The sequence below is a fragment of the Gordonia sp. PvP123 genome (assembly GCF_040547295.1).
GTDB classification, from domain to species: domain Bacteria; phylum Actinomycetota; class Actinomycetes; order Mycobacteriales; family Mycobacteriaceae; genus Gordonia; species Gordonia terrae.
Genome location: NZ_JBEPPN010000007.1, coordinates 273,779 through 297,409, shown reverse-complemented (window position 1 = coordinate 297,409; position 23,631 = coordinate 273,779). Strand labels below are relative to the sequence as shown.

26 protein-coding genes are annotated in these 23,631 nt (G+C 68.0%); 16 read left to right on the top strand and 10 right to left on the bottom strand.

Translation table 11 applies throughout. The features are described from left to right. Positions 1-17 precede the first annotated feature (17 nt). Positions 18-2,096: a DUF2339 domain-containing protein gene (locus tag ABIC25_RS16150; RefSeq protein ID WP_354562237.1), complete on the bottom strand. Its 2,079-nt coding sequence runs from the start codon at positions 2,094-2,096 to the stop codon at positions 18-20. Positions 2,097-2,232: 136 nt separating this feature from the next. Between ABIC25_RS16150 and ABIC25_RS16145 the strand changes: the two genes are divergently transcribed. Together ABIC25_RS16145 and ABIC25_RS16140 are read left to right on the top strand one after the other, a co-directional pair. Continuing rightward, complete coding sequence (locus ABIC25_RS16145) at positions 2,233-2,565, top strand: hypothetical protein (RefSeq protein WP_354562236.1); 333 nt, start codon at positions 2,233-2,235, stop codon at positions 2,563-2,565. A 26-nt stretch (positions 2,566-2,591) separates the two neighbouring features. Then, positions 2,592-3,101 carry a carboxymuconolactone decarboxylase family protein gene (locus ABIC25_RS16140; protein WP_354562235.1) on the top strand — a complete coding sequence of 170 codons (510 nt, stop codon included), beginning with the start codon at positions 2,592-2,594 and terminating at the stop codon, positions 3,099-3,101. Between the two features lie 14 nt (positions 3,102-3,115). On the opposite strand, the gene ABIC25_RS16135 is transcribed toward ABIC25_RS16140, so the two are convergent. Both ABIC25_RS16135 and ABIC25_RS16130 read right to left on the bottom strand, forming a co-directional pair. Then, complete coding sequence (locus ABIC25_RS16135; RefSeq protein WP_354562233.1) at positions 3,116-3,958, bottom strand: ABC transporter permease; 843 nt, start codon at positions 3,956-3,958, stop codon at positions 3,116-3,118. Further along, on the bottom strand, positions 3,955-4,941 hold the full coding sequence (locus ABIC25_RS16130; protein ID WP_354562232.1) for an ATP-binding cassette domain-containing protein: 987 nt from the start codon (positions 4,939-4,941) through the stop codon (positions 3,955-3,957). The genes ABIC25_RS16135 and ABIC25_RS16130 overlap by 4 nt, the downstream gene beginning before the upstream one ends. Before the next feature lie 105 nt (positions 4,942-5,046). Between ABIC25_RS16130 and ABIC25_RS16125 the strand changes: the two genes are divergently transcribed. After that, positions 5,047-5,748 (top strand): TetR/AcrR family transcriptional regulator, encoded by a 702-nt coding sequence (locus ABIC25_RS16125; protein WP_354562230.1) that lies wholly within the window; start codon positions 5,047-5,049, stop codon positions 5,746-5,748. A gap of 81 nt (positions 5,749-5,829) precedes the next feature. After that, positions 5,830-7,080: an MFS transporter gene (locus tag ABIC25_RS16120; RefSeq protein ID WP_354562325.1), complete on the top strand. Its 1,251-nt coding sequence runs from the start codon at positions 5,830-5,832 to the stop codon at positions 7,078-7,080. Positions 7,081-7,109: 29 nt separating this feature from the next. Here ABIC25_RS16120 and ABIC25_RS16115 read toward each other — a convergent pair whose 3' ends face one another. Continuing rightward, on the bottom strand, positions 7,110-7,715 hold the full coding sequence (locus tag ABIC25_RS16115; RefSeq protein ID WP_354562229.1) for a TetR/AcrR family transcriptional regulator: 606 nt from the start codon (positions 7,713-7,715) through the stop codon (positions 7,110-7,112). Between the two features lie 115 nt (positions 7,716-7,830). Between ABIC25_RS16115 and ABIC25_RS16110 the strand changes: the two genes are divergently transcribed. The 6 genes from ABIC25_RS16110 (at position 7,831) to urtE (ending at position 14,135) form a co-directional block, all read left to right on the top strand. Continuing rightward, on the top strand, positions 7,831-8,877 hold the full coding sequence (locus tag ABIC25_RS16110; protein WP_354562227.1) for an oxygenase MpaB family protein: 1,047 nt from the start codon (positions 7,831-7,833) through the stop codon (positions 8,875-8,877). A gap of 279 nt (positions 8,878-9,156) precedes the next feature. Continuing rightward, positions 9,157-10,470: an urea ABC transporter substrate-binding protein gene (urtA, locus tag ABIC25_RS16105; protein WP_101821071.1), complete on the top strand. Its 1,314-nt coding sequence runs from the start codon at positions 9,157-9,159 to the stop codon at positions 10,468-10,470. Between the two features lie 100 nt (positions 10,471-10,570). Beyond that, complete coding sequence (gene urtB, locus ABIC25_RS16100) at positions 10,571-11,458, top strand: urea ABC transporter permease subunit UrtB (protein WP_004022535.1); 888 nt, start codon at positions 10,571-10,573, stop codon at positions 11,456-11,458. Then, on the top strand, positions 11,455-12,567 hold the full coding sequence (gene urtC / locus ABIC25_RS16095) for an urea ABC transporter permease subunit UrtC (RefSeq protein WP_101821070.1): 1,113 nt from the start codon (positions 11,455-11,457) through the stop codon (positions 12,565-12,567). Before urtB ends, urtC begins: the two co-directional genes overlap by 4 nt. Then, the gene (urtD, locus tag ABIC25_RS16090) at positions 12,564-13,439 is read left to right on the top strand and encodes an urea ABC transporter ATP-binding protein UrtD (RefSeq protein ID WP_101821069.1); all 876 of its coding nucleotides are present in this window, start codon (positions 12,564-12,566) and stop codon (positions 13,437-13,439) included. The genes urtC and urtD overlap by 4 nt, the downstream gene beginning before the upstream one ends. Before the next feature lie 3 nt (positions 13,440-13,442). Further along, positions 13,443-14,135, top strand: coding sequence for an urea ABC transporter ATP-binding subunit UrtE (gene urtE / locus ABIC25_RS16085; RefSeq protein WP_354562323.1), 693 nt, complete (start codon positions 13,443-13,445; stop codon positions 14,133-14,135). 22 nt (positions 14,136-14,157) lie between these two features. On the opposite strand, the gene ABIC25_RS16080 is transcribed toward urtE, so the two are convergent. Then, on the bottom strand, positions 14,158-14,979 hold the full coding sequence (locus ABIC25_RS16080) for an SDR family NAD(P)-dependent oxidoreductase (RefSeq protein ID WP_354562225.1): 822 nt from the start codon (positions 14,977-14,979) through the stop codon (positions 14,158-14,160). A gap of 106 nt (positions 14,980-15,085) precedes the next feature. On the opposite strand from ABIC25_RS16080, the gene ABIC25_RS16075 reads away from it, so the two are divergent. Then, positions 15,086-15,688, top strand: coding sequence for a TetR/AcrR family transcriptional regulator (locus ABIC25_RS16075; RefSeq protein ID WP_248643126.1), 603 nt, complete (start codon positions 15,086-15,088; stop codon positions 15,686-15,688). Positions 15,689-15,727: 39 nt separating this feature from the next. Here the strand turns inward: ABIC25_RS16075 and ABIC25_RS16070 are convergent, their stop codons facing one another. Beyond that, positions 15,728-16,468, bottom strand: coding sequence for a guanylate cyclase (locus ABIC25_RS16070; RefSeq protein WP_248643125.1), 741 nt, complete (start codon positions 16,466-16,468; stop codon positions 15,728-15,730). 47 nt (positions 16,469-16,515) lie between these two features. On the opposite strand from ABIC25_RS16070, the gene ABIC25_RS16065 reads away from it, so the two are divergent. Beyond that, positions 16,516-16,695 (top strand): hypothetical protein, encoded by a 180-nt coding sequence (locus ABIC25_RS16065; RefSeq protein ID WP_033205713.1) that lies wholly within the window; start codon positions 16,516-16,518, stop codon positions 16,693-16,695. A 56-nt stretch (positions 16,696-16,751) separates the two neighbouring features. Then, positions 16,752-17,171: an Rv0313 family protein gene (locus tag ABIC25_RS16060; protein WP_101821064.1), complete on the top strand. Its 420-nt coding sequence runs from the start codon at positions 16,752-16,754 to the stop codon at positions 17,169-17,171. Positions 17,172-17,293: 122 nt separating this feature from the next. On the opposite strand, the gene ABIC25_RS16055 is transcribed toward ABIC25_RS16060, so the two are convergent. Both ABIC25_RS16055 and ABIC25_RS16050 read right to left on the bottom strand, forming a co-directional pair. Continuing rightward, complete coding sequence (locus ABIC25_RS16055) at positions 17,294-17,629, bottom strand: transglycosylase family protein (RefSeq protein ID WP_004022526.1); 336 nt, start codon at positions 17,627-17,629, stop codon at positions 17,294-17,296. A gap of 275 nt (positions 17,630-17,904) precedes the next feature. After that, positions 17,905-19,212 carry a cytochrome P450 gene (locus ABIC25_RS16050; protein WP_354562223.1) on the bottom strand — a complete coding sequence of 436 codons (1,308 nt, stop codon included), beginning with the start codon at positions 19,210-19,212 and terminating at the stop codon, positions 17,905-17,907. 98 nt (positions 19,213-19,310) lie between these two features. Between ABIC25_RS16050 and ABIC25_RS16045 the strand changes: the two genes are divergently transcribed. Further along, entirely contained in the window at positions 19,311-19,970 is a 660-nt protein-coding gene (locus ABIC25_RS16045) for a TetR/AcrR family transcriptional regulator (protein WP_239402590.1), read from the top strand. A 101-nt stretch (positions 19,971-20,071) separates the two neighbouring features. On the opposite strand, the gene ABIC25_RS16040 is transcribed toward ABIC25_RS16045, so the two are convergent. Beyond that, entirely contained in the window at positions 20,072-21,157 is a 1,086-nt protein-coding gene (locus ABIC25_RS16040; RefSeq protein ID WP_354562221.1) for an NADH:flavin oxidoreductase/NADH oxidase, read from the bottom strand. Positions 21,158-21,217: 60 nt separating this feature from the next. Here ABIC25_RS16040 and ABIC25_RS16035 point away from each other — a divergent pair, with 60 nt between their 5' ends. After that, the gene (locus tag ABIC25_RS16035; protein WP_354562219.1) at positions 21,218-21,583 is read left to right on the top strand and encodes a DUF1648 domain-containing protein; all 366 of its coding nucleotides are present in this window, start codon (positions 21,218-21,220) and stop codon (positions 21,581-21,583) included. A gap of 43 nt (positions 21,584-21,626) precedes the next feature. Next, positions 21,627-22,415 carry an enoyl-CoA hydratase gene (locus ABIC25_RS16030; protein ID WP_354562218.1) on the top strand — a complete coding sequence of 263 codons (789 nt, stop codon included), beginning with the start codon at positions 21,627-21,629 and terminating at the stop codon, positions 22,413-22,415. Between the two features lie 58 nt (positions 22,416-22,473). Here the strand turns inward: ABIC25_RS16030 and ABIC25_RS16025 are convergent, their stop codons facing one another. Beyond that, positions 22,474-23,625 carry an acyl-CoA dehydrogenase family protein gene (locus ABIC25_RS16025; protein ID WP_354562216.1) on the bottom strand — a complete coding sequence of 384 codons (1,152 nt, stop codon included), beginning with the start codon at positions 23,623-23,625 and terminating at the stop codon, positions 22,474-22,476. Positions 23,626-23,631: the final 6 nt, after the last annotated feature.

The following is a 23,631-nucleotide window of genomic DNA, read 5'->3' as shown; positions in this document are numbered from 1 at the left end:
CATACTGTTCGGCAGAGTCACACGGCTGTCGCCGAATCCGGTTCGACCGGGTCGCCCTGCAGGGCGCGTGCGTACCAGGCGCCCAGTCCGAGCAGGATGAGTCCGGTCACGATGAACACGATCACTCGGAAGATGCCGTCGAGGGTGGCCAGGTCGAACAGGAACAGCTTGGCCATCGCCGCGGCGACGAGGACCAGACCGCCGGTGACCGCGGCAGTGCGCGCCGCGCCGCCACGTCGTCGGGCATACGCGAGTGCGGCGCCGGCGAGGGCCATCCAGCAGGTGGTCGCCAGCACGTGTCCGGCCAGGAATCCGTCGGGCACACCGACGAGCACACCGGCGGTCACGCTGATCGCGGTGAGCGCGTAGACGACGACCACCCCCGCCGCGATGTGGGCTGCGCGAGAGACTCTCTCGTCGGTCAGGCGCGCCCAACCCGCGGCCAGGATGAGTGCGCCCACAGCAGCGAACAGGCTCGCGACAACGATCTCCAGGTTCGCGTCGCGTCCGATGAGGTCGGCGTCGGCGAGCACGTACGGCGGCGCTGCGTCGAGGAGGGCGGCGAAACCGATCGCCCAGATGACCGAACTGCCGGCGAGGAGGACACGCGAGGTCGTCGACCACGTCCGGGCGACGAGGCCGGTCACCGTGGCCAGCCCCAGCAGCACGGCGACCGCCACGGTCCCGTCGAAGGTCACGAGCACTGCGACGAACAGCAGGAGAAGCGCGGTGCCGGACCAGATCTGGGCGACGGAGTCGGGCATGACACGAGTGACGGCGCCCGAACCCGTGAGTCCCGAGCCGACCAACACGGTGCCGATGAGGGCCAGGGCGAGGGAGGTCTGCAGGATGACCGCGCCGGGTAGGTGCATCGCCGTGCCGGCGAAGAGTGCCGGGATGGTCGTCGCACTCGCGAGGCCCGCCAGGACCTCCCGGAAACTGGTGGTGGGCATCGCGATGAGCGCGCCGCCGACGCCGAGGACGACGACCACGGTGACCGCGGCGGCGAAGACCGGGTCGGAGCTTCCGGGCGCACTCCACCCGGCGAGGCCGAAGAGCCCGACGAGGGTGAGTGGGATCGTGGGTGCCGCCAGGCGGACAGCATGCAGCCAGATCCAGTCATGGCCGAACTGGACCCACGCCGACGCGGCGCAGAGCACCACCATGAATGCGATCAAGGTGGTGTCGAGTCCACCGGTGAGAACCGGGGCCAGGACGATCAGCGGCACCACGACGAGCAGGCCGAGATGTTCGCTGCGCCAACGGTGGGCCAAGACGAGACCACCCGCCGCGACGAGTCCGGCGACGCCGAGTCCCGGCACGATCGGCAGCCACTCGTAGATCTTGGTCGCGGCCAGGACGTCGAGGTACCCGGCCGCGATGCCGGTGGCCGTCAGGGCGATGGCGCCGATCCGACCATCGCTCCGGCCGCGCAGCCACATCCCACCGGCGATGAGTGCCGCCGCGAGGACCGCCCCGCCGGCGACGCGGAACTCCGGGCGGAGGATTCCGGCTTGTGCGGCCAGGACGAGGAGGAGTGCGACGCCGATGAGGGTCACACCGACGCCTGCGGTCGCGAGGATCTTGCCGATCAGTCCGCGTTCGGCGGCGGCGCCGATCCGTTCGGACATCGACGGTCCGGCCGGCCGAGGCGGGAGGACGGGCGGACCGACCGGCGACGCGGGCGGACGATGCGACGGCGCGCCGGTCGGCCGGGGCGGTGGCGGCGCCACGGTGGCGCCCGGGGACGGTGGGGACATCGGGGGAGCGGCCGGCGGCCGGTGGTGGTACGCGAAGGGCGGTGCCGACGGCGGCCAGGGGCGGGACGGAGGTACGAGTGGCGGCCGCACGGCCTGTGGCGGAGTGGGTGCCACCGTCGGCGGGTTCAACCCGGGAGACGGAGTGGCCGTGGCAGTCTGCGGTGCGGTCTCGATATCGCGCGCGGGCTCATCCGGGTGGGCGACGATGCGTCGAAGCTCCGCGAACTCGGCTGACACGGTCGACATCTGACGTGCGATGGCGTCGAACTCGGTCGAGATCCGGGCAAGCGTGGCAGTACCCGGATCGTCGCCGAACATGCTGCTGGGAGTGGTCATGAACCGACGATGACCCACCGCGTTCCGGCATGGATGAGTAGTCCTACCCAGACGACGTGGGGGCTTCGTGTGTCCGGGTGGCGGTCCGGCTGCGAGCGGGTGATTACCGGGCCGCCCGGACGGGTATCGCCGACCCATGACCGATTCGCAGGACACCTCCGACCGTGGACGCGCCGACGTCGAGAAGCGCTCGCAGGACTCCGGGAGCTACCGGTCGGCGGCGCTCTATGTCGTGGCCGTCGTCGTGCTGGGTGCGATCGCCTGTGCGATCTTCCTGTCCGTCGACCGCGGCAACATGATCCTCGCATCGCTCGTTCCCGGCGCGTTCCTCCTCGGTGGCATCGGTGCGCTGATCACCGCGTACCGCACCTACCGCCGAGGCGGTACGTGGCCGATGTGGCAGGGGGCCGCGTGGTTCCTGTTCGCCCTGATGCTCGTCAGCTTGTCGTTTCCCGCGATGGCGGGCTGACCCGACCCGACAGCTACTGTTGGCCCATGCCTGCGCAACGGGTGCGAATCGACAAGACCACACCGCAGGTCTACCGGAAGCTGATCGCGGTGTCGGCCGAGGTCGCGGCGGCCGCCGAATCGATCGGGTTGAGCCGGTCACTCGTCGAGCTGGTCAATCTGCGGTGCTCGCAGATCAACGGCTGCGCCTACTGTATGGATCTCCATGCGCAACTGGGCCGTTCCGCGGGCCTGTCGACGCAGCAGATCGACGTCATCGCCGGGTGGCGCGATGCACCGGACCTCTACGACGACGTCGAACAGGCCGCTCTCGAGATCGCCGAACTGGTCACCGAGCTACCCGCCCACGACGCCGCCGACCTGGCCTACGACCGGGCGACGGACATCCTCGACACCGAGCAGACCGCGGTCCTGATCTGGGCGGCGGTGACCATCAACGCGTTCAACCGGATGTCCATCGTCAGCGGGTACCGGCCCCGGCCCGGGACCTCGCCGCGAAAGGCGGCGGCGCCGTTCACGAAAGACGCGAACGGCTAGCCGTAACCCTGCGGTCACCGCCCTTTCCGCATGAACACCCACCCCGCCGCGGCGAGGGACACCAGGGTGATCGCCGCGCACCAGGCGATTCCGGTCGCGGCCTGCGACGCCAGATCGTGCACCGGTGAGCCGCCGGTACCCACGCCGACGAGCAGCGCCCGAATCGACTCGATGACCGGGGTGACCGGCTGTGCCTCGGCGAATCCGCGCAGCCAGGTCGGCATCGTCTCGGGTGGCACGAATGCACTCGACACATACGGAAGGAAGAGCATGACGAAGCCGAAACCACCTGCCGCTGCGGGAGTTCGGACCGACACCCCGATGAGCGCGGCAAGGCTGGTGATCGCCAGGACATAGGCGAGGACGATTCCGGCCGCACCGAGCCACTCGGCCGGCGATGCCGAGGGCCGGAAACCGATGGCGATCGCGACGAGCAGGACGACCGCGGTGGACACCGAGTTCTTCACCAGGCTGGCCGCGACGTGGCCGAACAACACGGTTGCCCCGACCATGGGCATCGAACGGAAGCGGTCGATGATTCCACCGTTCATGTCGTTCGCCACTGCCAGGGCGGTGTTGGATGCGCCATATCCCGCGCACAACAGGATGACTCCCGGGGTCGCATAGGTGATGTAGTCGGTCCCCACGGACATCGCGCCGCCGAAAACGTAGACGAACATCAGCATGATGGCGATCGGCAGAACGAGCGCGAGGATCAGCTCGTCAGGATCGCGGCTCACCGTGCGCAACGAACGCCAGAACATCGTGGTCGCGTCGATGCGGAGGTTGCGGAGCAGTGGCACTGCCCCCCGGTGCGGTGCGAGCCGCTGCTGCGGTGCGGACGTCTGGACGCTCATGCCGCGACCTCCACGTCGTTCGCCGGGGCAGCCGTCTGACCGGTTGCGGCCAGGAACACGTCATCCAGTGTGGGGGAGCGCAATTCCCAGGACGCGACGGTGACCGCGGTGCGTTCCGCGGTCTCGAGTATCGCGCGCGTGTGGGGGACCGAGCGGTCGGTGGGAACGCGAACGGTGTTCGCCTGCACCGACGGCCGGAATCCCGCGAGATCGTGGGCGAGCGCCGCTGCCTCGGCCGGGGTCGGCACGACGAACTCGAGTGCTGCCTCGCCGACGCGGCGTTTCAACTCGTCCGGCGTGCCGGCGGTCCCGATCCGGCCGCCGCTGATGAGAGCGACGCGGTCGGCCAGGCGGTCGGCTTCCTCGAGATACTGCGTGGTCAGCAGGACCGCCGTTCCCTGGGCGACCACGTCGTCGATGACCTGCCACAGCATCTGGCGGCTGCGGGGGTCCAGGCCGGTGGTCGGTTCGTCGAGGAAGAGCACCACTGGCCGGTCCAGCAGACCTGCGGCGAGGTCGAGACGGCGGCGCATGCCGCCGGAGTAGGTCGAGACCAGCCGGTCGGCGGCATCGGTGAGATCGAACGCGATCAGCAGTTCGTCGACCCGGGAATCGACGGTCGGCCGCCGATGATGGGCCAGCCGGCCCATCATGGTGAGGTTCTCGCGGCCGGTGAGTTTGTCGTCGACGGCAGCGTATTGGCCGGTGAGACTGATGATCTCGCGAACCCGGCGACGCTGGGTGGCCACGTCGAAGCCACCCACGCGGGCGGTCCCGCCGTCCGGGCGGGTGAGCGTGGACAGGATGCGCACCGTGGTGGTCTTGCCTGCCCCGTTCGGGCCGAGGAGGGCGACGACCTCGCCCGCCGCGACTTCGAGGTCGAGTCCACGGAGAACGGGCACACGGTTGTCCCCGCGGCCCAGGGATTTGGTGAGGCCGACTGCCTCGACGGCGATGGGTGACGAACGATCTCGACCGGGCATGGCCGGACTCCAATCTGTTTATGTCCAAAACTGTTTATGACAGTAACTGCGTACACTAGACGCAGTTATGTGCGACGGCAAGGGTCGCGGCAAGGAGGATCGCGAATGGCAGTCGGTGGGGACGAGACGCTGCGACGGCTGTGGACAGGAGGTAAGGCGGGCACCCGTGGTCCCAAACCGGCTCTCGATCTCGATCAGATCGTCGACGCGGCGATCGGTATCGCGGACAGGGAAGGGCTCGACGCGGTCTCGATGGCACGCGTCGGCGAGGCGCTGGGCTGTTCGGCCATGGCCCTGTATCGCCATGTGTCCGGCAAGGCTCAACTGCTGAGTCTCATGGTGGATGCGGTGGCAGGCCAACTCTCGTTACCGCCGCGCCGGGGGGCGTGGCGCGAGGATCTGGCGGCGTGGACGCGGGCGCAGATCGACGGCATGGTGCAGCGACCCTGGTTCCTCGAACTGCCGCTGACGGTCGCGGTGCCGGGGCCACGTCGAATGCGTTGGATGGAAGCGGGTTTCGAGATCCTGAAGGACTTCGACCTGCCCGGTGAGGACAAACTCGAGATCCTCGGCCTGCTCGCACAGTACGTGCTGTCGGCGACTCGGCTGGAGATCGAGATGCTTCGGGCGACGGGTACCGACGTGGAGTCGGATTTCGAGCAGGTGCTGGCCGGTCTCGCCGATCCCGCCCAGTTCCCGTACCTGTTCGCGGCGATGCAGAGCGCGGGCGGCGAGGCCGACGAGGAGGACTTCGGGTTGCAGCTGATCCTCGACGGCATCGCCTCGCGCGCCACGGGCTCGCGCTGACGCGCGTGCGAGGCGCATCGTGTGACAGTCACCGTCACGCTCCGGTGAGGCATGATGTCACTCATGTCGACTCCGCGGTCCATGTCGACTCCGCGCGCCGGCCGGCTCGCGGTCGGCACCCTGGTACTGCTCACGGTGCTGTACTTCGCGCAGGGTCTGCCCTACGGGTTCTTCAGTCAGGCGATACCCGTCATCCTTCGTGAGGAAGGTTACTCGCTGACCCAGATCAGCCTCTACGGATTGCTGTTCGCGCCGTGGGGTCTGAAGTTTCTCTGGGCGCCCTACGTCGACGCCTACGGCACCCGACGCAGATGGCTGCTCACGCTGCAGTTGTCGTCGGCGGTCGTCGCGCTCGTCCTCGCGTGCCTCGACCTGTCCGGGACCCTGGTCTGGCTGCTGGTGGGAATCGCCGTCATCAACCTGCTCTCGGCGACGCAGGACATCGCGACCGACGGTCTCGCCGTGTCGATGCTCGAGCCGCGGCAGCGTGGTCTGGGCAACGGAATCCAGGTGGGCGCCTATCGGATCGGCATGATCGCCGGCGGCGGCGGACTTCTCTGGTTGTTCTCCCTCGCCGGGTGGCGTGCTCTCTTCGTCGTGATGTCGGTGCTGCTGTTCGCGGTCACCGTCGGGGTGTGGTTCCTCGCCCGTGACCCCGGGCCGCGCCGGGGTGATGCGACGCCCGGGCAGCCGAGGTCGGTGTCACCTGCCTTGCTGCTGACGGGGTGGGCGTCGCGGCTCCGACGCCCCGGCGTGATCGGCTTCATCCTCGTCGTCGGCGCCTTCAAGTTCGGCAACTCGATGGCATCGGCTCTGGTCGGCCCGTTCATGTCCGACATCGGGCTCACCCTGGGGCAAATCGCGCTTGTCGAAGGTGCGCTGTCGTCGGCCGGGGCACTCGGCGGGGCGGCGCTGGGCGGGTGGCTCGCCTACACCTACGGTCGGCGGCACGCGCTGCTCGTCGGCGGAGTCACCCAGACGCTCAGTCTCGGCCTGTATCTGGTGGCGTCGATGGGGGTCGGCGGCTTCTGGCTCGTGGTCACGGCCAGTCTCGCCGAACACATCCTGGGCGGGGCGGCGACGGTCGCGGTGTTCACGCTGATGATGGACGCCTGCCAAAAGGGGTATGAGGGCAGCGATTACACGTTGTTCGCCTGCGCGGTGGTCGGAGTGCAGGGCGCGGCCGGATTCGCCGCGGGCATCGTGGGCGATCTCTTCGGGTTCCCAGCGATCTTCGCGACCGGGCTGGTCCTGTCCGGACTCGGGTGCCTCATCATGATCCGTGCCCTCGATCGTGGTCTCATGACACGCCTCGGAACCTCGATCCCATAGCGACAGTGCGTCCACGGCGCGGATTGCCGCTACGAGGTCCGGGTGGGTAGCAGGGTGGCCATCGCCTCGTCGACGACGCGGTCGAGGTCGTCGCCCAGGCTGCCGGCCAAGAACTGCTGCACCAGCTCGGCCATGGCGCCGGTGAAGACGGCGGCTCGTACCCGGCTGGTGAGCCGATCGGTGTCCAGGGCGTCGGCCTCGGCGAACGCCATGTCGCGCAGCATCGCCTGGGCCTCGGCGCGCCGTTGGGCGAGAACAGGATTGGTCACCCCCGCGGTGAACAACACGCGACCGCGGCGGGGGTCGGAGGATGCGTGCCCGAGGACCGCGCGGATACCCGCCCGAGTGCGTGACCGGACCGCGGGCTCTGCGTCGGCCATCGCCGCCATGACCACCGCGCCGAGCTCTGCGGCGGTGGCGTCGTAGACGGCTCCGAGCAGCTCATCGGTGTCGGCGAAGCTCTCGTAGAAGTATCGGGTGTTGAAGCCGCAGTGCCGGCACACGGAGCGGACCGACAGCTCGGACTCGACGCCGACGCCCCCGAAGATGTCGAAGGCGGCCGCGATCAGGTCGGATCTGCGCTCTGCGCGGCGGTCCGCGAGCGGTACGCCCGCCCAGCGGGTCGGTGATGACATCGTCTCACCATAGTCGGCGGTGACCCGGCCGTACCGGATCTGGTCACACCCGTAGCCAAAGGACTAGTCTGGACACGACGGTGACCGATGGTCGGCCCGAGCGGAAGGTCTGTAGATGACTGTGTCCCTGGCTCCCCTCCGGCTGCCGTCCACCGACCGGGTCCCCGTCCGGCTCCCGCACGAGTTCGTCGGGTCCTGGCTCAACGGCAAGTTCGACGCCCGCGTCCGTGCGAAGTTCTTCCGCGGAATGGACTTCGAGAATCCCGCCGGGGACCCCGGTTGGTTCGGGCCGGACAGCGCGACCTGGTACGTCCACTCGCACACCCCGGCACTCATCTTCGGTCTCCAGTGCGCGTCGTACCTCGAACGTCTGGACCCGAGCATCTTCTGGATGGGCGTACACCATTCGCGGCTGGTCCGGCGACGCGAGGACGGTACCCCGACCCTGTCCATCGATCCCGACGGTGCCATGACCAGGCTCGGGCACTCGCTGGCATTTTTCATGGGAACCGCATACGGGTCCACCGAGTCCGCCGAACGTTTGGCACGAACGGTTCGCGCGATGCACCACACCATCAAGGGCGTCCGCCCCGACGGTGCGGCCTACGACGCCGACGACCCGTCCTGGTTGCGGTGGAACTACGCGACGGTGGTCTGGGGCATCGCGACCGCACACGAGATCTACCACCCGCAGCCGCTGCGCGGAGGCGAGCTCGACGCCTACTACCGGGAATTCGTCCGGGTCGGCCATGCGCTCGGTGGTACCGATCTGCCGACGACCAAGGCCGACACTCTCACCTGTCTCGAGGAGTATCTGCCGAAACTGGCTCTGACGCACGGCAATGCGATGGCGACCGGGCTGAATGTGCGCAACCCGGCCCAGGGTGCCGTGGACTGGGCGATCCGTGACACGATGCCGCGCTGGGCGAAACAGCTGATCATGTATCGGGCGCCCAATCCGATCGAGCGGCGTGCGCGCCGGAGTGCGGTGTGGAGCATCATCAACTCGGCGCATCTCACGATGGGGGAGGCGCCGGAGTTCGCGGCCGCGCGCCGCCGCGTGGCGCGGGGGACCACTGTGCCGCACACTCTTCCGCGATATGAGCTCGGATCCGACCCCGAGCGTACCCGCGCCGACGTCGAGGCCTCATTCGCCCACTAGCGCCTGTGGGTCCTTGTGTCAAACTGGGCCTCTCTGAATCGTCAATGAGGCCAACGGGATTCAGCGGAACTCGGCTGCGGTGACGCGTCCGGAAGCAGAAACATCGAATTCATCTCACGTCACGCCGGTGTAACAAAGTCAAAATACGTTTACCCCCCATACGCCAGATCGCAAGCTTTGTTGCGGCGCGTATCTCATCGGGGGTCAAGCGGTGACAGCCGCGTGTTCGTCGTGCCCCCACCTGAGTGGACCAGTGACGTAGTGAGAAAGGCTCCGCCGATGCCGTCTGTTCCGTTGCCGTCCGGCTCCCTGCCGGCCGACACCCCGCCGCCCACCACCACCCGGTCACGCCGGCGGCGGTACGGCATTCTCGTCCCCGCGGCCCTCTCCGCGGTGGCACTGGTCCTCAGTGCCTGCGGCAGCTCGGCCAGCGAGGAATCGGCGTCGAATGCGCAATCGTGCGTCGACACCTCCGGCGACACCATCAAGGTCGGGTCGCTGAACTCGCTGTCGGGAACGATGGCGATCTCCGAGGTCACCGTTCGTGACTCGATCAAGCTCGCCGTCGATCAGATCAACGACAACGGCGGTGTCCTGGGCAAGCAGGTGCAGCTCATCGGCGAGGACGGCGCCTCCGAACCGACGATCTTCGCCGAGAAGGCCGAGAAGCTGATCTCCAGCGACTGCGTCGCAGCGGTGTTCGGCGGCTGGACCTCGTCGAGCCGCAAGGCCATGCTGCCCGTCTTCGAGGACAACAACTCCCTGCTCTACTACCCGGTGCAGTACGAGGGGCTCGAGTCGTCGCCGAACATCTTCTACACCGGCGCGACGACGAATCAGCAGATCGTGCCGGCGCTCGAGTACCTGAAAGAGGAGGGCGTGAAGTCGCTCTACCTGGTCGGTAGCGACTACGTGTTCCCGCAGACCGCCAACCGGGTCATCAAGGCGTACGCCGAGGCCAACGGTATCGAGATCAAGGGCGAGGACTACACCCCGCTCGGTTCGACGGACTTCTCGACCATCGTCAACAAGGTCCGCACCGCCGACGCCGACGCCGTGTTCAACACTCTCAACGGCGATTCCAACGTGGCGTTCTTCCGTGAGTACAAGAACGTCGGGCTCACCCCGCAGGCCATGCCCGTCGTCTCGGTGTCGATCGCCGAGGAGGAGGTGGGCGGCATCGGTGTGGACAACATCGAGGGCCAGCTGGTCGCGTGGGACTACTACCAGACCGTCGACAACCCGGCGAACGTGTCGTTCGTCCGTGACTACAAGGCCGCCTACGGCGCGAACAAGCCGACCTCCGACCCGATGGAAGCCGCCTACGTCTCGGTGTATCTGTGGAAGAACTCCGTCGAGAAGGCCCAGTCCTTTGCCGTCGCGGATGTCCAGAAAGCCGCCGGCGGCGTCACTTTCGACGCTCCCGAGGGTCTTGTCACGATCGACGGCGAGAACAACCACATCACCAAGACCGCTCGGATCGGTGAGATCCGCGGCGACGGACTGATCTACACGGTGTGGGACTCGGGTCAGCCGATCGAACCGGACCCCTACCTGAAGTCGTACCCGTGGGCCGAGGGCCTGAGCAACTGACACCGTCGACGACCCGTCCCGCGTCCACCTGACGCGGGACGGGTCGCGCACGGTCCCTCCTGGCGAACGCGGCACCCGCCGCCGACGAACGGATAGACACGTGGAAACCGTTATCGGGCAGCTCTTCACCGGGCTCAGCCTCGGTTCGATTCTGCTCCTCGCAGCTCTCGGCCTGTCCCTGACCTTCGGGCAGATGGGCGTCATCAACATGGCCCACGGGTCGTTCATCATGGCCGGGTCCTACACCGCGTACACGGTGCAGGAGTACTTGATCTCCGATGCCGGGGTGTCCCTGCTCGTCTCGCTCGTCATCGGGTTTCTCGTCGGTGGTCTGATGGGGGTCCTGCTCGAGGTCACGCTGATCAAGCGGATGTACGACCGGCCGCTGGACACACTTCTCGTGACGTTCGGCGTGGGACTCATCCTCCAGCAGCTGGCCCGGGACATCTTCGGCGCACCGGCGGTCGACGTGGTGGCGCCGTCGTGGTTGTCCGGTGGCGTCGACATCCTCGGTGCGGTCGTCCCCAAGACGCGCCTGTTCATCATGTTGCTGGCCATCGTGGCCGTGACCGCGATCGCGGTCACCATGAAGTACACGCCGATGGGACGGCGGATCCGCGCGGTCGTCCAGCATCGCGATCTGGCCGAGACGAGCGGGATCTCCAGCCGCCGTACCGACATCACGACGTTCTTCATCGGCTCGGGGCTCGCCGGCGTCGCCGGTGTGGCACTGACCCTGATCGGCTCCACCAGTTCGAACACCGGGATGACCTATCTGATCGACGCGTTCCTGGTGGTCGTCATCGGCGGCCTGGGCCAGATCAAGGGCGCGGTCATCGCGGCCATCGCCCTCGGCGTCCTGAACTCGTTCATCGAATACAACACGACGGCGTCGGTGGCGAAGGTCGCCGTGTTCGTCATCATCGTGATCTTCCTGCAGATCCGGCCGCAGGGGTTGTTCACGGTCCAGTCGAGGAGTCTTGTGTGAAGGACTATTTCAGCGCTTCGTGGAAGGTCTGGGCGGGGTTCGGATTCGCGGCGATCCTGCTCTTCGCGGTCGCGCCCGCCGTCCTGTCGGACTTCCGCCTCAATCTGCTCGGCAAGTTCCTGTGCTTCGGCATCGTCGCGGTCGGTATCGGCCTGGCCTGGGGGCGTGGCGGCATGCTCACCCTCGGGCAGGGCGTGTACTTCGGTCTCGGTGCGTACATCATGGCGATGCACCTGAAGATCTCCGACGCCGAACTGCGCGGCGACGACGTGCCCGATTTCATGCAGATCGCCGGGATCAGCGACCTGCCCGGGTACTGGAAGCCGTTCGCCTCACCGGTGGTGACGATCCTGGGCATCCTGCTGGTGCCCACGTTCCTCGCGATCCTGCTGGGTCTGGGTGTCTTCAAACGGCGGGTCAAGGGCGCCTACTTCGCTATTCTGTCGCAGGCGCTCGCCGCGGCCTTCGCGATCCTGCTCATCGGTCAGCAGACCACCGGTGGCAGCAACGGGCTCAACCGATTTCGCAGCTTCTTCGGCCTGGCCCTGAACGACCCGGTGAACCGGCAGCTGCTGTTCTTCATCACCGCGGCCATCCTGCTCGCCGTCGTGGCCATCACGCGACAGCTGATGTACAGCCGGTACGGCGAACTGCTGGTCGCCGTCCGCGACCAGGAGGAGCGGGTCCGATTCCTCGGTTACGACCCGGCCAACACCAAGGTCGTCGCCTACGCGATCGCGGCGCTGTTCGCGAGCATCGCGGGCGCCATGTTCGTTCCCATCGTCGGCATCATCTCACCCGCGGACGTCGGGATCGTGCCCTCGATCGCCTTCCTGATCGGCGTCGCGATCGGCGGGCGCACAACGCTTCTCGGCCCGGTGCTCGGCGCCATCGCGGTGGCCTGGGCGCAGACCAGTCTGTCGGAGAACTTCCCGTCCGGGTGGACCTACGCCCAGGGCATCCTGTTCATCGTGGTCGTGGGCTTCTTCCCGGCCGGTCTGGCCGGACTCGGGGCATTGATCAAGTGGCGGCGGCGGAGAGCCCCGGACTCGTCGCCGACCGGTGACATCGATGAACACACCGTCAGCAAGGTAGGAGCGTCGTCATGACCGAAGCGGAATCGACGGTCGTCGAGCACCTGCCCGTCGCCGGTGGCAACGCCGGGATGGACAGCGACTACCTCCAGGTGCGCGGTCTCAGTGTGGAGTTCGACGGCTTCAAGGCGGTCTCCGACGTCGATCTGACTCTGCTGCAGGGTGATCTGCGGTTCCTGATCGGGCCGAACGGGGCCGGCAAGACCACGATCATCGACGCGATCACCGGACTGGTGAAGCCGACCGGGTCGATCCAGAAGTCCGGGGTCGAACTCGTCGGCAAGAAAGTGCACCAGATCGCGCGTCTCGGTGTGGGCCGAACGTTCCAGACCGCCAGCGTCTTCGAGGAACTCAGCGTGCTGCAGAACCTCGACATCGCCGCGGGCGCGGGGCGGTCGGTGTGGACGATGCTCCGGCGACGGCCGGCTCAGATCCCGGACTCGATCGCGGAGGCGCTCGAGACCATCGGCCTGCAGCATCTGGCCGAGACGCCGGCCGGGGTGCTCGCCCACGGGCAGAAACAGTGGCTCGAGATCGGGATGCTGCTGGTACAGAACGCCTCCGTGCTGCTGCTGGACGAGCCGGTGGCGGGCATGAGTCACGAGGAGCGGGAGGAGACCGGGAACCTGTTGCGTCGCATCGGGGGTGAGCGCACGGTGGTGGTCGTCGAACACGACATGGACTTCATGCGGTCCTTCGCGACCTCGGTCACGGTGCTCGCCCGCGGGCGGGTGCTCGCCGAGGGCACGGTCGCCGAGGTCCAGGCCAATCCGAAGGTCCAGGAGGTGTACCTCGGAACCGCCGCGGGCGGTGAGGAACTCGAGGAGATCGCCGCCGAGACCGACACCGCCGGACTCTCCACGCCATCGACTCAGGACAGGGGCTGAATGATGCTGAAACTCTCCGGGATCCATGCGGGCTACGGGCGCACCGAGGTGATCCACGGGGTCGACATCGAGGTACCCACCGACGGCGTCGTCGCGGTGATGGGACACAACGGAGCGGGGAAGACCACTCTGTTGCGCGCAGCTGTCGGGCTCGTCAAGACCACCAAGGGCACGATCACGTTCGACGGCATCGACATCACCCGGGCGCGACCCAGCGCCCGCGTGGGGCACGGCATCGCGTATGTGCCGCAGGGGCAGCAGAGTTTCGGTCACCTCACGACTGCCGAGAATCTGCAGGTCGTGGCGGACGGTCGTAAACGTGGCAAGGAGCTGGTTGCCGAGATGCTGGACATGTTCCCGGCACTCAAGGAATTGCTGGGACGACGCGCCGGCCTGCTGTCCGGGGGCCAGCGTCAACAGCTGGCGATCGCTCGCGCTCTCATCACCGAACCGCGGATGCTGATCCTCGACGAGCCGACCGAGGGCATTCAGCCCTCGGTCGTCGCCGAGATCGAGCAGACCATCACCACGCTCACCGAGCGCGGCGGACTGGGAGTGCTCCTCGTCGAGCAGCACATCGGTTTCGCCCTCGAGGCGGCGCAGCGGTACTACGTGCTGGAGAGCGGGCGTGTGACGTCGTCGGGTGACGGCGGTTCGACTGCGGAAACCGCTGTGCGCGAAGCGATGACAATCTAGTTGGAGGAAGTTGCGGGGTGCCTCAGCCGGGCGCTTGTCGGCTGAGGTGCTCCCATGCCCGATAGTTCTCCGCACGCGCCCGGTCCATCTCCAGCACGTGATCGTACGACTGGCTCCCGAGGATCAGCCGTCGAGGCGGGTCGGGGAGCGCCACGAGTTGCAGGATGACCGGCGCGGCGGTGGCCGGTGACGGCCCGGCGTCGTCACCCCAGGACTCCTCCATCCCGGTGCGCAGATCCTGATACTGCGACATCGGCTCGGTGGTGGTCGTCCCGGTGGTGAACAACCCGGTGTCGTAGCCGCCCATCTGCACGATGGTGACCTTGACGCCGAACTGCTCGACCTCCATCGCCAGCGCCTCGCTGACCGAGTCGAGCGCCGCCTTGCCGGCTCCGTAATAGCCGACGGTGGCCATCCCACCGCCGGAGCCCATCGACGTGACCTGCAGCAGGCGTCCGCCGCCGCGGGCGCGCAGGTGGGGCAGCACCGCCTGCGCGACCCAGACGGCTCCGAAGAAGTTCAGGTCGAGATGCGCCCGGATCTGCGCTTCGGAGGCTTCCTCGACCATCCCGTAGAGCATTCCGCCTGCATTGTTGACGACGATGTCCAGATGGCCGAAAGCGCCAACCGCCTTCTCGACACCGTCGAACACGGCCTGCCGGTCCGTGACGTCCAGCGACAGCGGGCGCAGGTGCTGGGGGTATCGCTCGACCAGCGGCGCCAGCGGATCCACGTCGCGGGCGACGGCAACGACACGATCGCCGGCGGCGAGGGCCGCCTCGGCGAACGCTCGCCCGAGTCCGCGGGACGCACCGGTGATGAACCAGACCCGTGGGGTTGACATGGTCGCCTCCTCAAGTAAACGGAACGTTCCGTCTCGAAAGTAAGTTAGACGTCCCGGCGTCGGGTGTCAAGACGGACCGTCTCGTTTCGTGTACTAGCCTGGCGACATGAGGAACGACGCCGGACCGGACCACTCACGTCGAAAGGAGCGGTCTCGCCAGGCGATTCTCGAGGCGACCCGGGCCCTCGTCGTCGAAGAGCCGTACGACAAGGTCACCGTCGAGGCGATCGCTGCCCGTGCCGGCGTCGGCAAGCAGACGATCTATCGGCGGTGGCCGTCGAAGAGTGCGGTCGTCTTCGCGGCCGTGCTGGCCCTGAGCGAAGATGCCGACGGACAGTCGGTCGTCCTGCCGGACACCGGGGATCTCGAGGCCGACCTGAAGCAGGTCGTGCGAGCGACGGTCGCGGAGTTCGGCGATCCGTCCTTCGACCGGCTGATCCGGGCGGTCAACACCGAGATCGCGAACGACGCCGACCTCGCGACGGAGTACCGGGAGAAGCTGTCGCGACCGTTGGACGATGCCAAGAAGGCTCGACTCCGTGTTGCCGAGCGCGACGGTCAGCTGCCGCCCGGAACCGACCTCGACCTGTTCCTCGAGATGCTCTACGCCCCACTGTTCCAACGGTGGTTACACCGCAGCGGACCGCTGACCCCGGCGTATGCCGACGCATTGGTCGAGGCGGCGCTCCGGGCGTTCGGTGCCGGATGAGGCGTTCGGGGGCGGATGACCGGCGCCCGCGCGCAGAGGTCAGTCGAGCCGGACCCCGACTTCCGGGGTGAGGTCATGCGGCGCGTGGAGGGGGAGATCGTCGCCGCTCCAGAATCGCCCGGGGTCGAACCAGTTGGAATCCTTCGACGTATCGAGGATGCCCATCTCGCGGTAGGTGATCGCCACCACCTCGGCGCAGTAGGCGGCTTCGAGTCCGGCGCCGTCGGTGGTGCGGTTGCGGCGCTGCTGCCGTTCATCGCGTCGTTGACGGACCTTGCGGTCGAGGTAGGGGATGCCCCGGACGAGATCGATCGAGTTGGGCACCCGGCCACGAAACCACCGTCCGGCCAGGCGTGCGGTCGTCGGGAACGGTGTCCCGTCGAGTTCGGCGATCACCTTGAGCAGAGCGTTCTCCTGATCGAGGGTGACCTCCGGAGTGAGCTGACGGAACCAGCACGCCTGCTTGTAGCGGATCATCCATTGCTCGACGGCTTCTCGCGCGTCGTGCAACTGAACGCCGCGATGGTTCGATCCGGTCCACACATCGGTCAGGCGATCGCCGAGCTCGGCGTGCCAGAGCAGTGGGGGCAGATCGTCGATGCACACCGCCATCGCCACGTGGTTCACCGGCGCATTGGTCAGCGTGCGGATGGCCCGGTCGGGCCCGGAATGACCACGGAAGAGCCAGATGTCGCCGGTGCGGGTGGCGTCGAGTGCGTCGGTCAACGAGATGCCGGCGTCGGCGCGGTCTCGGCCGAAGAGAATTCTGCTGGTGGGCACGAATGAAGGCTAATGCGTCCCCGGGCCGAGCGACCTATCCTGCCCGCATGAGGAACCTCTGGAAATGGCTGGGATTGGCGGGCGCGGTCGGGGTGGCCACCGGCGGGGTGATGGTCGCGCGGGATCAACGGCAACGGAAGTCCTATTCGGCCGATGACGTTCGTGCCCGACTGCATCAGCGGCTCGACGAGACCGAGAACGCGGGTGGCGAAGCCGCGGATTTGTGAGGAGACTGGGCTGAGTTGGCCGGCGGCCCGTCAGGGCGCCGGAGGAAGGGAACATCATGAGCGACAACAGCGGCTTCGGCGGCTCATTCAACTTCGGCCCCGAGGACTTCGACCGGTTCGCACGGGAGGCCGGGGACGGATTGCGTGACGTGTTCGGCAAGCTCTTCGAGGGGCAGGCCGGGCCGGCGGCCTTCTCGATGTTCTTCGACGAGGCCGCCCGCGGGCGCACGCGCACCAAGCCGCGCGAAGAGACCACCGGCGAGGCCGGCTCCGGTGTCTGGGCGGTCTTCGTCGTCGAGGACGACGGCGGTGCCCGGGTCGAGCAGGTCTACGCCACCGAACTCGACGCGTTGCGCGCCAACAAGAGCAACACCGATCCACGCCGCAACGTGCGATTCCTGCCGTATGGCATCGCGGTGAGCGCGCTGGACACGACTGTCGGGGACAGCGGGGACGACGCCGCACCCACGCCGTAGGCAGCGTCAGAACCGTAGGCGGCGTCAGACGCAACGAGGCCGGCGAGTCCTGGATGGACCCGCCGGCCTCGTCGTGTCAACGACTGCACGGCCTCACGGCGCATGCTGCGCCGGTGCGTGCGTCAGAGGTTGGCGCCGCACGTCGGCCAGGCTCCGGCGCCCTGCGAAGCGAGCACGTTCTCCGCGACGCGGATCTGCTCCTCACGGGAGGCGTCTGCCGGGTTGCCGGTTCCGCCGTTGGCCTGCCAGGTGCTCATCGAGAACTGGAGGCCGCCGTAGTATCCGTTGCCGGTGTTGGTGGCCCAGTTGCCGCCGCTCTCGCACTGAGCGACCGCGTCCCAGTTGCCGCCTGCCGCATGTGCGGTGGACGCCAGCATCCCGAAGGGGGCGGCGGTCAGTGCACCGACGATCGCGGCGCGGGCGACGAGCTTGGTCATGTGGGTCTTGGTCATACGCATGGTCTTCGTTCCTCCTCACTGCCCCGGGGTTGGCAGGACAGTTGATCTCGGACCGTGGGCGACCATACGGGTTCGGTAACGGCTGGGTCACGTCGACGCCGTGACCTGCGGGGTTCGGATAACGTCCGGATAACGCTGTTAGCTTTGCGGCGAATTCCCAGCGCATCCCGCAATTCCGTGGGGGTTCTCGAGCACGCGTGTTCGGCCGCGTTCGATGACGAAGGTCACAGGGAGAAAGTGGGACCCGTCACGTTCGAGACGGCGTCAGGCGGGGCTCAGCGTGGTAAGACCGCGATCCGCCCGCCGCGAGACGGGGCATAGGCCACTCCGCGCGAGAACCAGCGTTCGGACCGTTCGGCGGTCGGCAGCAGCTCGTGGTCCTCCAGCAGCGTCCGCAGCGTCACGTCCATCTCCATGGTGGCGAACGCCGCCCCGATGCACCGCCGGGTCCCGCCGCCGAACGGCAGCCACGCCGACGAGGGCTTGGTGCCCAGGAAGCGGGTCGGGTCGAAGCGCTCGGGCCGGGCGAATTCGCGGCTGTCGTCGTGGAGGAGGGCGATCGAGACGAGCACGTTGTATCCCTTCGGGATCCGCCACTCGCCGAGATCGAGATGATCGGCGACCACATGCCGGCCGGCGAAGTCGATGACGGGTCGGCTTCGCTGGACCTCCAGGATCGTGGCGTGGCGGTAGTCGTGTCCGCCGGCGTCCACTTCGGCCACGAGCCGGCGCAACACCTCGGGGTGGCGCCGCAGTCGCTCGAGCGCCCACGCGAGGGTCGTGGCCGTGGTCTCGTGTCCGGCGGCGAGCATGGTGAGCAGTTCCTCGGCGATCTCGTCGTCGCTCATCGGGCTGCCGTCGTCGTAGGTGCTGCGGAGCATGATCGCGAGGATGTCGGTGCGTTCGTCCAGGCGGGAATCGTTGCGCGCCTTGGTGATCAGGCCGCCCACGTAGTGGCGGTATTCGACATTGCGGCGCGCGTACCGGTGATTGGGGTCGACCGGCCGGAGGAGACGGGGGAGCGGGGGTACCGTCGCGGCGCGCGACCCGACGGTCACCATCGGGGGGATCATGTCGCGGAGCCGGTCGAGATCGTTCCCCTCAGCGCCGAAGACGGCGCGAAGGATCACGTTCAGGGTGATGCGCATCATCGGTTCGATGCAGGCGAACTCGACCCCGTGGCGCCAGTCAGCGGTTTCGGCGCGGACCTCGTCGACCACGATCTGCTCGTAGGACCGAATCGGCTTGCCGTGCAACGGCGGGGTGAGCAGCTTGCGTCGGGCGCGGTGTCGGGCGCCCTCCAGTGCGAACATCGATCCGGTGCCCAGGATGCGGCCGAGGTTGGGCTGGACGTTCTCGACCTTGTCGCCCGACGTGAACAACTCGCGCGCCATCGCGGCGTCGGAGATGACGACTGTCGGACCGAAGACGGGCAGGTTCACGGTGAAGGCCGATCCGTGCCGGTCGTGGAGATACCGGAAGAAGTGTCGCCGCGAGACGACCGCACCGAGGCCCTGGACGGCGGACGGGATCGACGTGGTGGGCGGGAGTACCGCCTCGCCGCTTCGGGTCGGTGTGTTCACGGGCGTCGGGTCCTCTCGCCGCAGTCAGCTGGTACGTCCACGTACCAGCCGACGGTACGCTCACGTACCGGCCGGGGCAAGGGCCTATGCTCGAGGACGTGACTGCTGGATCGGGCCCGCTCGCCCCGCCCGCGACGCCGGGCCCGCTCGCTCCGCTCCCGGCGCCCTGGCTGAGCTCGCCGGCCGGCGCGTCGACCCGGGACCGATTGCTCGCCGCGATGCTCGAGTGCATCGCCGATGCGGGGTACCGCGACACCACGGTCGCCGACATCGTGCGGGTCGCGAGGACTTCGAGGCGGTCGTTCTACCAGGAGTTCGCCGACAAGCAGGCATGCTTCTTCGCGCTGCTGACGGTGACCAACACGTTCATGATCGCCGAGATCGCCCGACGCGTCGATGCGGAGGCACCCATCGACGAGCAAGTGCGACAAGCGGTGTCGTCATACGTCGCAGCGAGTGACCGGTATCCGGGTCTCACGTTGAGCTGGATTCGCGAATTGCCCGCGCTCGGCAGCGCCGCCCAGTCGGTCAAGGACGAGGCGATGGAAGCGTGGATCGAACTCTTCGTCGGCCTCACCTCGACCCCGGCGATGGCCGCGGCGGGGGTGGTGCCGATGGACCGTCAGCGCGCGATCTTCCTGTGGGGTGGCTTCCGGGAGCTGACCGCCGGAGCCGTCGAATCCGGGACTCCGCTGGCGTCGATCATCGAGTCGGCGACCGCGGCGTCCCTCGCGCTGGTGATGCCGCGGTCGGAGTGACGAGACCCTTCGTGACGGCCCTCCGCAAGCTCCGGGCCTCCTCAGGGACCGGGGACCGTGCTCCGAAAGCTACGGGCCTCCTCAGGGAGCGGGGACCGGGCTCAGTGCCACGAACCGCGCTGATACTGCGGGGGATACGGCGCCTCGCGACGCTCGATGCCCAGCTCGTGCGCGGCGCGCAGCGGCCACGACGGTTCGCGTAGCGCGACACGACCGAAGAAGACGGCGGTGATGTCGTCGTCGCCGGCGATCTTCTCGGCCTGATCGGGTTCGGTGATGAGGCCGACGGCCGCGGTCGGAACGCCCGACTCCCGGTGGATCGAGCGGGCGAGATCGACCTGATAGCCGGGACCGACCGGGATGTCGGCGAGGACGTTGCCACCCGAGGAGACGTCCACGAGGTCGACGCCGCGGCCGGCGAGGAGAGCGGCGAGACGCGCCGATTCCTCGACGTCCCACCCACCCTCGGTCCATTCGGTGCCGGAGACGCGGATGAAGAGCGGCTTCGACGACGGCCACACCGCGCGGACCGCGTCGGCGACCTCGAGGGTCAGCCGGGTGCGTCCGTCGAAGTCGCCGCCGTAGGCGTCGGTGCGCTGGTTCGAGAGCGGGGAGAGGAACTGGTGGAGCAGGTAGCCGTGTGCCGCGTGGATCTCGACCACGTCGAAGCCGGCGTCGTCGGCGCGGCGGGCGGCCTGCGCGAATGCGTTCACCACCTCGGCGATCTGGTCCGTGGTCATCGCGGTGGGGGCGGGTAGTCCCTCGAAGGCGACGTCGGACGGGCCGAATGTCGTCCAGCCGCCGTCGTCGAGCGGGATCGCCCCGGAGCGGTCGTCGAACGGCGCATAGGTGGATGCCTTGCGGCCCGCGTGGGCGAGCTGGGTGCCGATGACCGAACCCTGGGAATGTACGAAGTCGACGATGCGCCGCCACGCCGCCGCCTGGTCGTCGTTCCACAGTCCGGCGTCATGGGCGCTGATCCGACCTTCGGGTACCACGGCCGCCGCTTCGGTGAGGATGAGTCCGAAGCCGCCGGCCGCTCGGGCGCCGAGGTGCGTCAGGTGCCAGTCGGTGGGCACCCCGTCGCCGGCGAAGCAGCTGTACTGGCACATCGGGGCGAGCCAGATCCGGTTCGGGACGGCGACGTCGCGGAGGGTGATCGGTTCGAAGAGCGCGGTACTGGTCACGAGGAGACACAACGATCGACGGGGCGCCGTATTCCCTGCCGGCTGCCATATCGTCATGGCATGACCGATTCGCCGTGGAGCGCGCAGCGATGGGCGTTCGTACTCGCCACAGCCGTGTTCGCGTCGGTGTGGGTGGCGGTCGCCGTCGCCGGTCCGGCCCGGATCGCGGGGCACATCGACGCCGCAGGCGAGGTCACCAGGTGGGATTCGAAGTGGGTCGTGCTGACTGGCCTGGGTGCGGTCGGCCTTCTGATCGTGGTGGTGTTCGGCGCTTCGGGTCCGTTGCTCGCCCGGTTGCCGGCGCGAGCGATCAACCTCCCCGGCCGGCACCGCAAGGAGTACTGGATGCGCCCCGCGCACGTCCTGGCGCTGATCGGCTACACCGTCTACATCGCGGTCGGCGACCGATACCGGGTGCGCGAGTGACGAACGTGCGTCAGTGCAGAGAACGGATGAGAGGCAGCCGAACATGACAGATCAGACCGCGCTCGATGCGGTGTCGACGGAGATCGCCGAACCCCTCGGGGTGATCACGTTGGGGGATGCGCGGCGTCGTAACCCGTTGTCCACGAGCACCATGCGCGCCATCACCGCCGCGCTGCGGATCTTCGACGACGACCCGCGCGTGCGAGTGATCGTGATCCGCGCGCTCGGGCCCGCCTTCTCCGCCGGGCATGACCTCGGTGAACTCGTCGACCGAACGCTCGACGACGAGCGCGCTGTCTTCGCGACGTGCACCGAGCTGATGCAGACGGTCCACGACGTGCGCCCGCCCGTCATCGCCGAGGTCGCCGGCATGGCGTTCGCGGCGGGGTGCCAACTGGTCGCGACCTGTGATCTGGCGGTGGCCGGTCGCAGCGCGCGATTCAGCACGCCGGGCGTCCGCATCGGGTTGTTCTGCTCGACGCCGATGGTCGCGCTGTCCCGCGCGATCGGACGCAAGCGCGCGATGCACATGTTGCTCACCGGCGAGGCGATCGATGCCGAGACCGCCGCCGAGTGGGGACTCCTGAGCGGTGTCGTCGACGACGAGGCGCTGGCGGACTCGGTGCGTGAACTGGCTCTGCAGATCGCCGGATCGAGTGCCCGGACCGTGTCCATCGGCAAGCAGGCGTTCTACCGGCAGATCGAGCTCGACGAGTCCGCCGCCTATGACGAGATGGGCGAGACGATGGCGACCAATGCGATGACGTGCGATGCGCAGGAGGGGATGTCGGCGTTCCTGCAGAAGCGGAAGCCGGTGTGGACCGACAGCTAGGGCCCGGTCGCAGAATCGCCACCCACCGGAAGCGGGAGGTGGCGATTCTGCGATGGAGTCAGGCGTCGATCTGCGCGGTGGCGGTCGCGAAGCGCGCGAGATGGGCGTCGGCGGTGCCGAATTCGTACTCGATCGCGGTCAGTCGCTTGAAGTAGTGACCGATCGCCAGTTCCTCGGTCATGCCCATGCCGCCGTGCAACTGCACCGCGTTCTGGCCGATGAACCGGGCGGCGCGACTGATCGTGGCTTTGGCGGCCGAGACCGCCGCCGCACGCTCGGCCGGGGAGCCGTCGAGGGACAGGATCGCGAAATACTGTGCGGCGACCGACTGCTCGAGTTCGAGGTGCATGTCGACCATGCGGTGCTGCAACACCTGGAAACTGCCGATGGGCACGCCGAACTGCTCGCGCTGCTTGGAGTATTCGACGGTGTCGGTGAACACCTTGCGCATCAGGCCCACGGCCTCGGAGACCACCGCGGCGGTCGCGGTGTCCCAGGCCTTCTCGAGGATCTCGATCGCATTCTCGTCGGCGATGAGCGCGTCGGCGGGCAGGCGCACGTCGGTGAACGTGATGTCGGCCGCCTGGCGGTCGTCGATGGTGCGCAGCCTGTGCAGCTCGAGACCCTTCGGGCCACCATCGGCGAGGTCGACGAGGAACAGCGAGACCCCGGCGGGGTCGTGGGGTTCGCCTGCGGTGCGGGCGCTGACGATGAGGTAGTCGGCGAGCGGCGCAGTGGTGACGACAGCCTTGGTGCCGTTGAGCACCCAGGCGTCACCGTCGCGGTCGGCACTGGTCTCGATCCGTGAGAGAACCCCGCCCGAGCCGTCTTCGAGTGCGGCCAGCGCGCTCAGGGCCTCGCCCTCGGCGATGCGACCGGCGGCTTCGAGAGCGGTCGGGTTGCCGGTCGCATGGAGGAGACCCGCGCCGAGCACCACCGTGTCGACGAACGGCTCGACCACGAGAGCGTGCCCGAGCGCCTCGGTGACGACCATCAGTTCCTCCGGGCCGCCGCCGAATCCGCCGATGTCCTCGGGCAGGCAGGCGCCGACGACGCCGAGGTCCTCGACGAAGGCCTTCCAGATCTTCGGCTGCCAGCCCTCGCCGACCTTGGCCGCGTCGCGGCTGACCTGCAGGTCGTACCGTGCGTCGAGGAACTTGCCGAGACCGTCGGACAGCAGTTGCTGTTCGGGTGTGAGTGTGAAGTCCATCAGTTT

Bases quoted from the DNA above. Each gene is read 5' to 3' on its own strand.
- urtD (WP_101821069.1), top strand. From the start codon at position 12,564: ATGACCGAAGCGGAATCGACGGTCGTCGAGCACCTGCCCGTCGCCGGT.
- ABIC25_RS16110 (WP_354562227.1), top strand. From the start codon at position 7,831: ATGACTGTGTCCCTGGCTCCCCTCCGGCTGCCGTCCACCGACCGGGTC.
- ABIC25_RS16065 (WP_033205713.1), top strand. From the start codon at position 16,516: ATGAGGAACCTCTGGAAATGGCTGGGATTGGCGGGCGCGGTCGGGGTG.
- ABIC25_RS16130 (WP_354562232.1), bottom strand. From the start codon at position 4,941: ATGCCCGGTCGAGATCGTTCGTCACCCATCGCCGTCGAGGCAGTCGGC.
- ABIC25_RS16120 (WP_354562325.1), top strand. From the start codon at position 5,830: ATGTCGACTCCGCGCGCCGGCCGGCTCGCGGTCGGCACCCTGGTACTG.
- ABIC25_RS16060 (WP_101821064.1), top strand. From the start codon at position 16,752: ATGAGCGACAACAGCGGCTTCGGCGGCTCATTCAACTTCGGCCCCGAG.
- ABIC25_RS16075 (WP_248643126.1), top strand. From the start codon at position 15,086: ATGAGGAACGACGCCGGACCGGACCACTCACGTCGAAAGGAGCGGTCT.
- ABIC25_RS16080 (WP_354562225.1), bottom strand. From the start codon at position 14,979: ATGTCAACCCCACGGGTCTGGTTCATCACCGGTGCGTCCCGCGGACTC.
- ABIC25_RS16115 (WP_354562229.1), bottom strand. From the start codon at position 7,715: ATGTCATCACCGACCCGCTGGGCGGGCGTACCGCTCGCGGACCGCCGC.
- ABIC25_RS16025 (WP_354562216.1), bottom strand. From the start codon at position 23,625: ATGGACTTCACACTCACACCCGAACAGCAACTGCTGTCCGACGGTCTC.
- urtA (WP_101821071.1), top strand. From the start codon at position 9,157: ATGCCGTCTGTTCCGTTGCCGTCCGGCTCCCTGCCGGCCGACACCCCG.
- ABIC25_RS16035 (WP_354562219.1), top strand. From the start codon at position 21,218: ATGACCGATTCGCCGTGGAGCGCGCAGCGATGGGCGTTCGTACTCGCC.
- ABIC25_RS16140 (WP_354562235.1), top strand. From the start codon at position 2,592: ATGCCTGCGCAACGGGTGCGAATCGACAAGACCACACCGCAGGTCTAC.
- ABIC25_RS16055 (WP_004022526.1), bottom strand. From the start codon at position 17,629: ATGCGTATGACCAAGACCCACATGACCAAGCTCGTCGCCCGCGCCGCG.
- urtE (WP_354562323.1), top strand. From the start codon at position 13,443: ATGCTGAAACTCTCCGGGATCCATGCGGGCTACGGGCGCACCGAGGTG.
- ABIC25_RS16125 (WP_354562230.1), top strand. From the start codon at position 5,047: ATGGCAGTCGGTGGGGACGAGACGCTGCGACGGCTGTGGACAGGAGGT.
- ABIC25_RS16150 (WP_354562237.1), bottom strand. From the start codon at position 2,096: ATGACCACTCCCAGCAGCATGTTCGGCGACGATCCGGGTACTGCCACG.
- ABIC25_RS16135 (WP_354562233.1), bottom strand. From the start codon at position 3,958: ATGAGCGTCCAGACGTCCGCACCGCAGCAGCGGCTCGCACCGCACCGG.
- ABIC25_RS16030 (WP_354562218.1), top strand. From the start codon at position 21,627: ATGACAGATCAGACCGCGCTCGATGCGGTGTCGACGGAGATCGCCGAA.
- ABIC25_RS16145 (WP_354562236.1), top strand. From the start codon at position 2,233: ATGACCGATTCGCAGGACACCTCCGACCGTGGACGCGCCGACGTCGAG.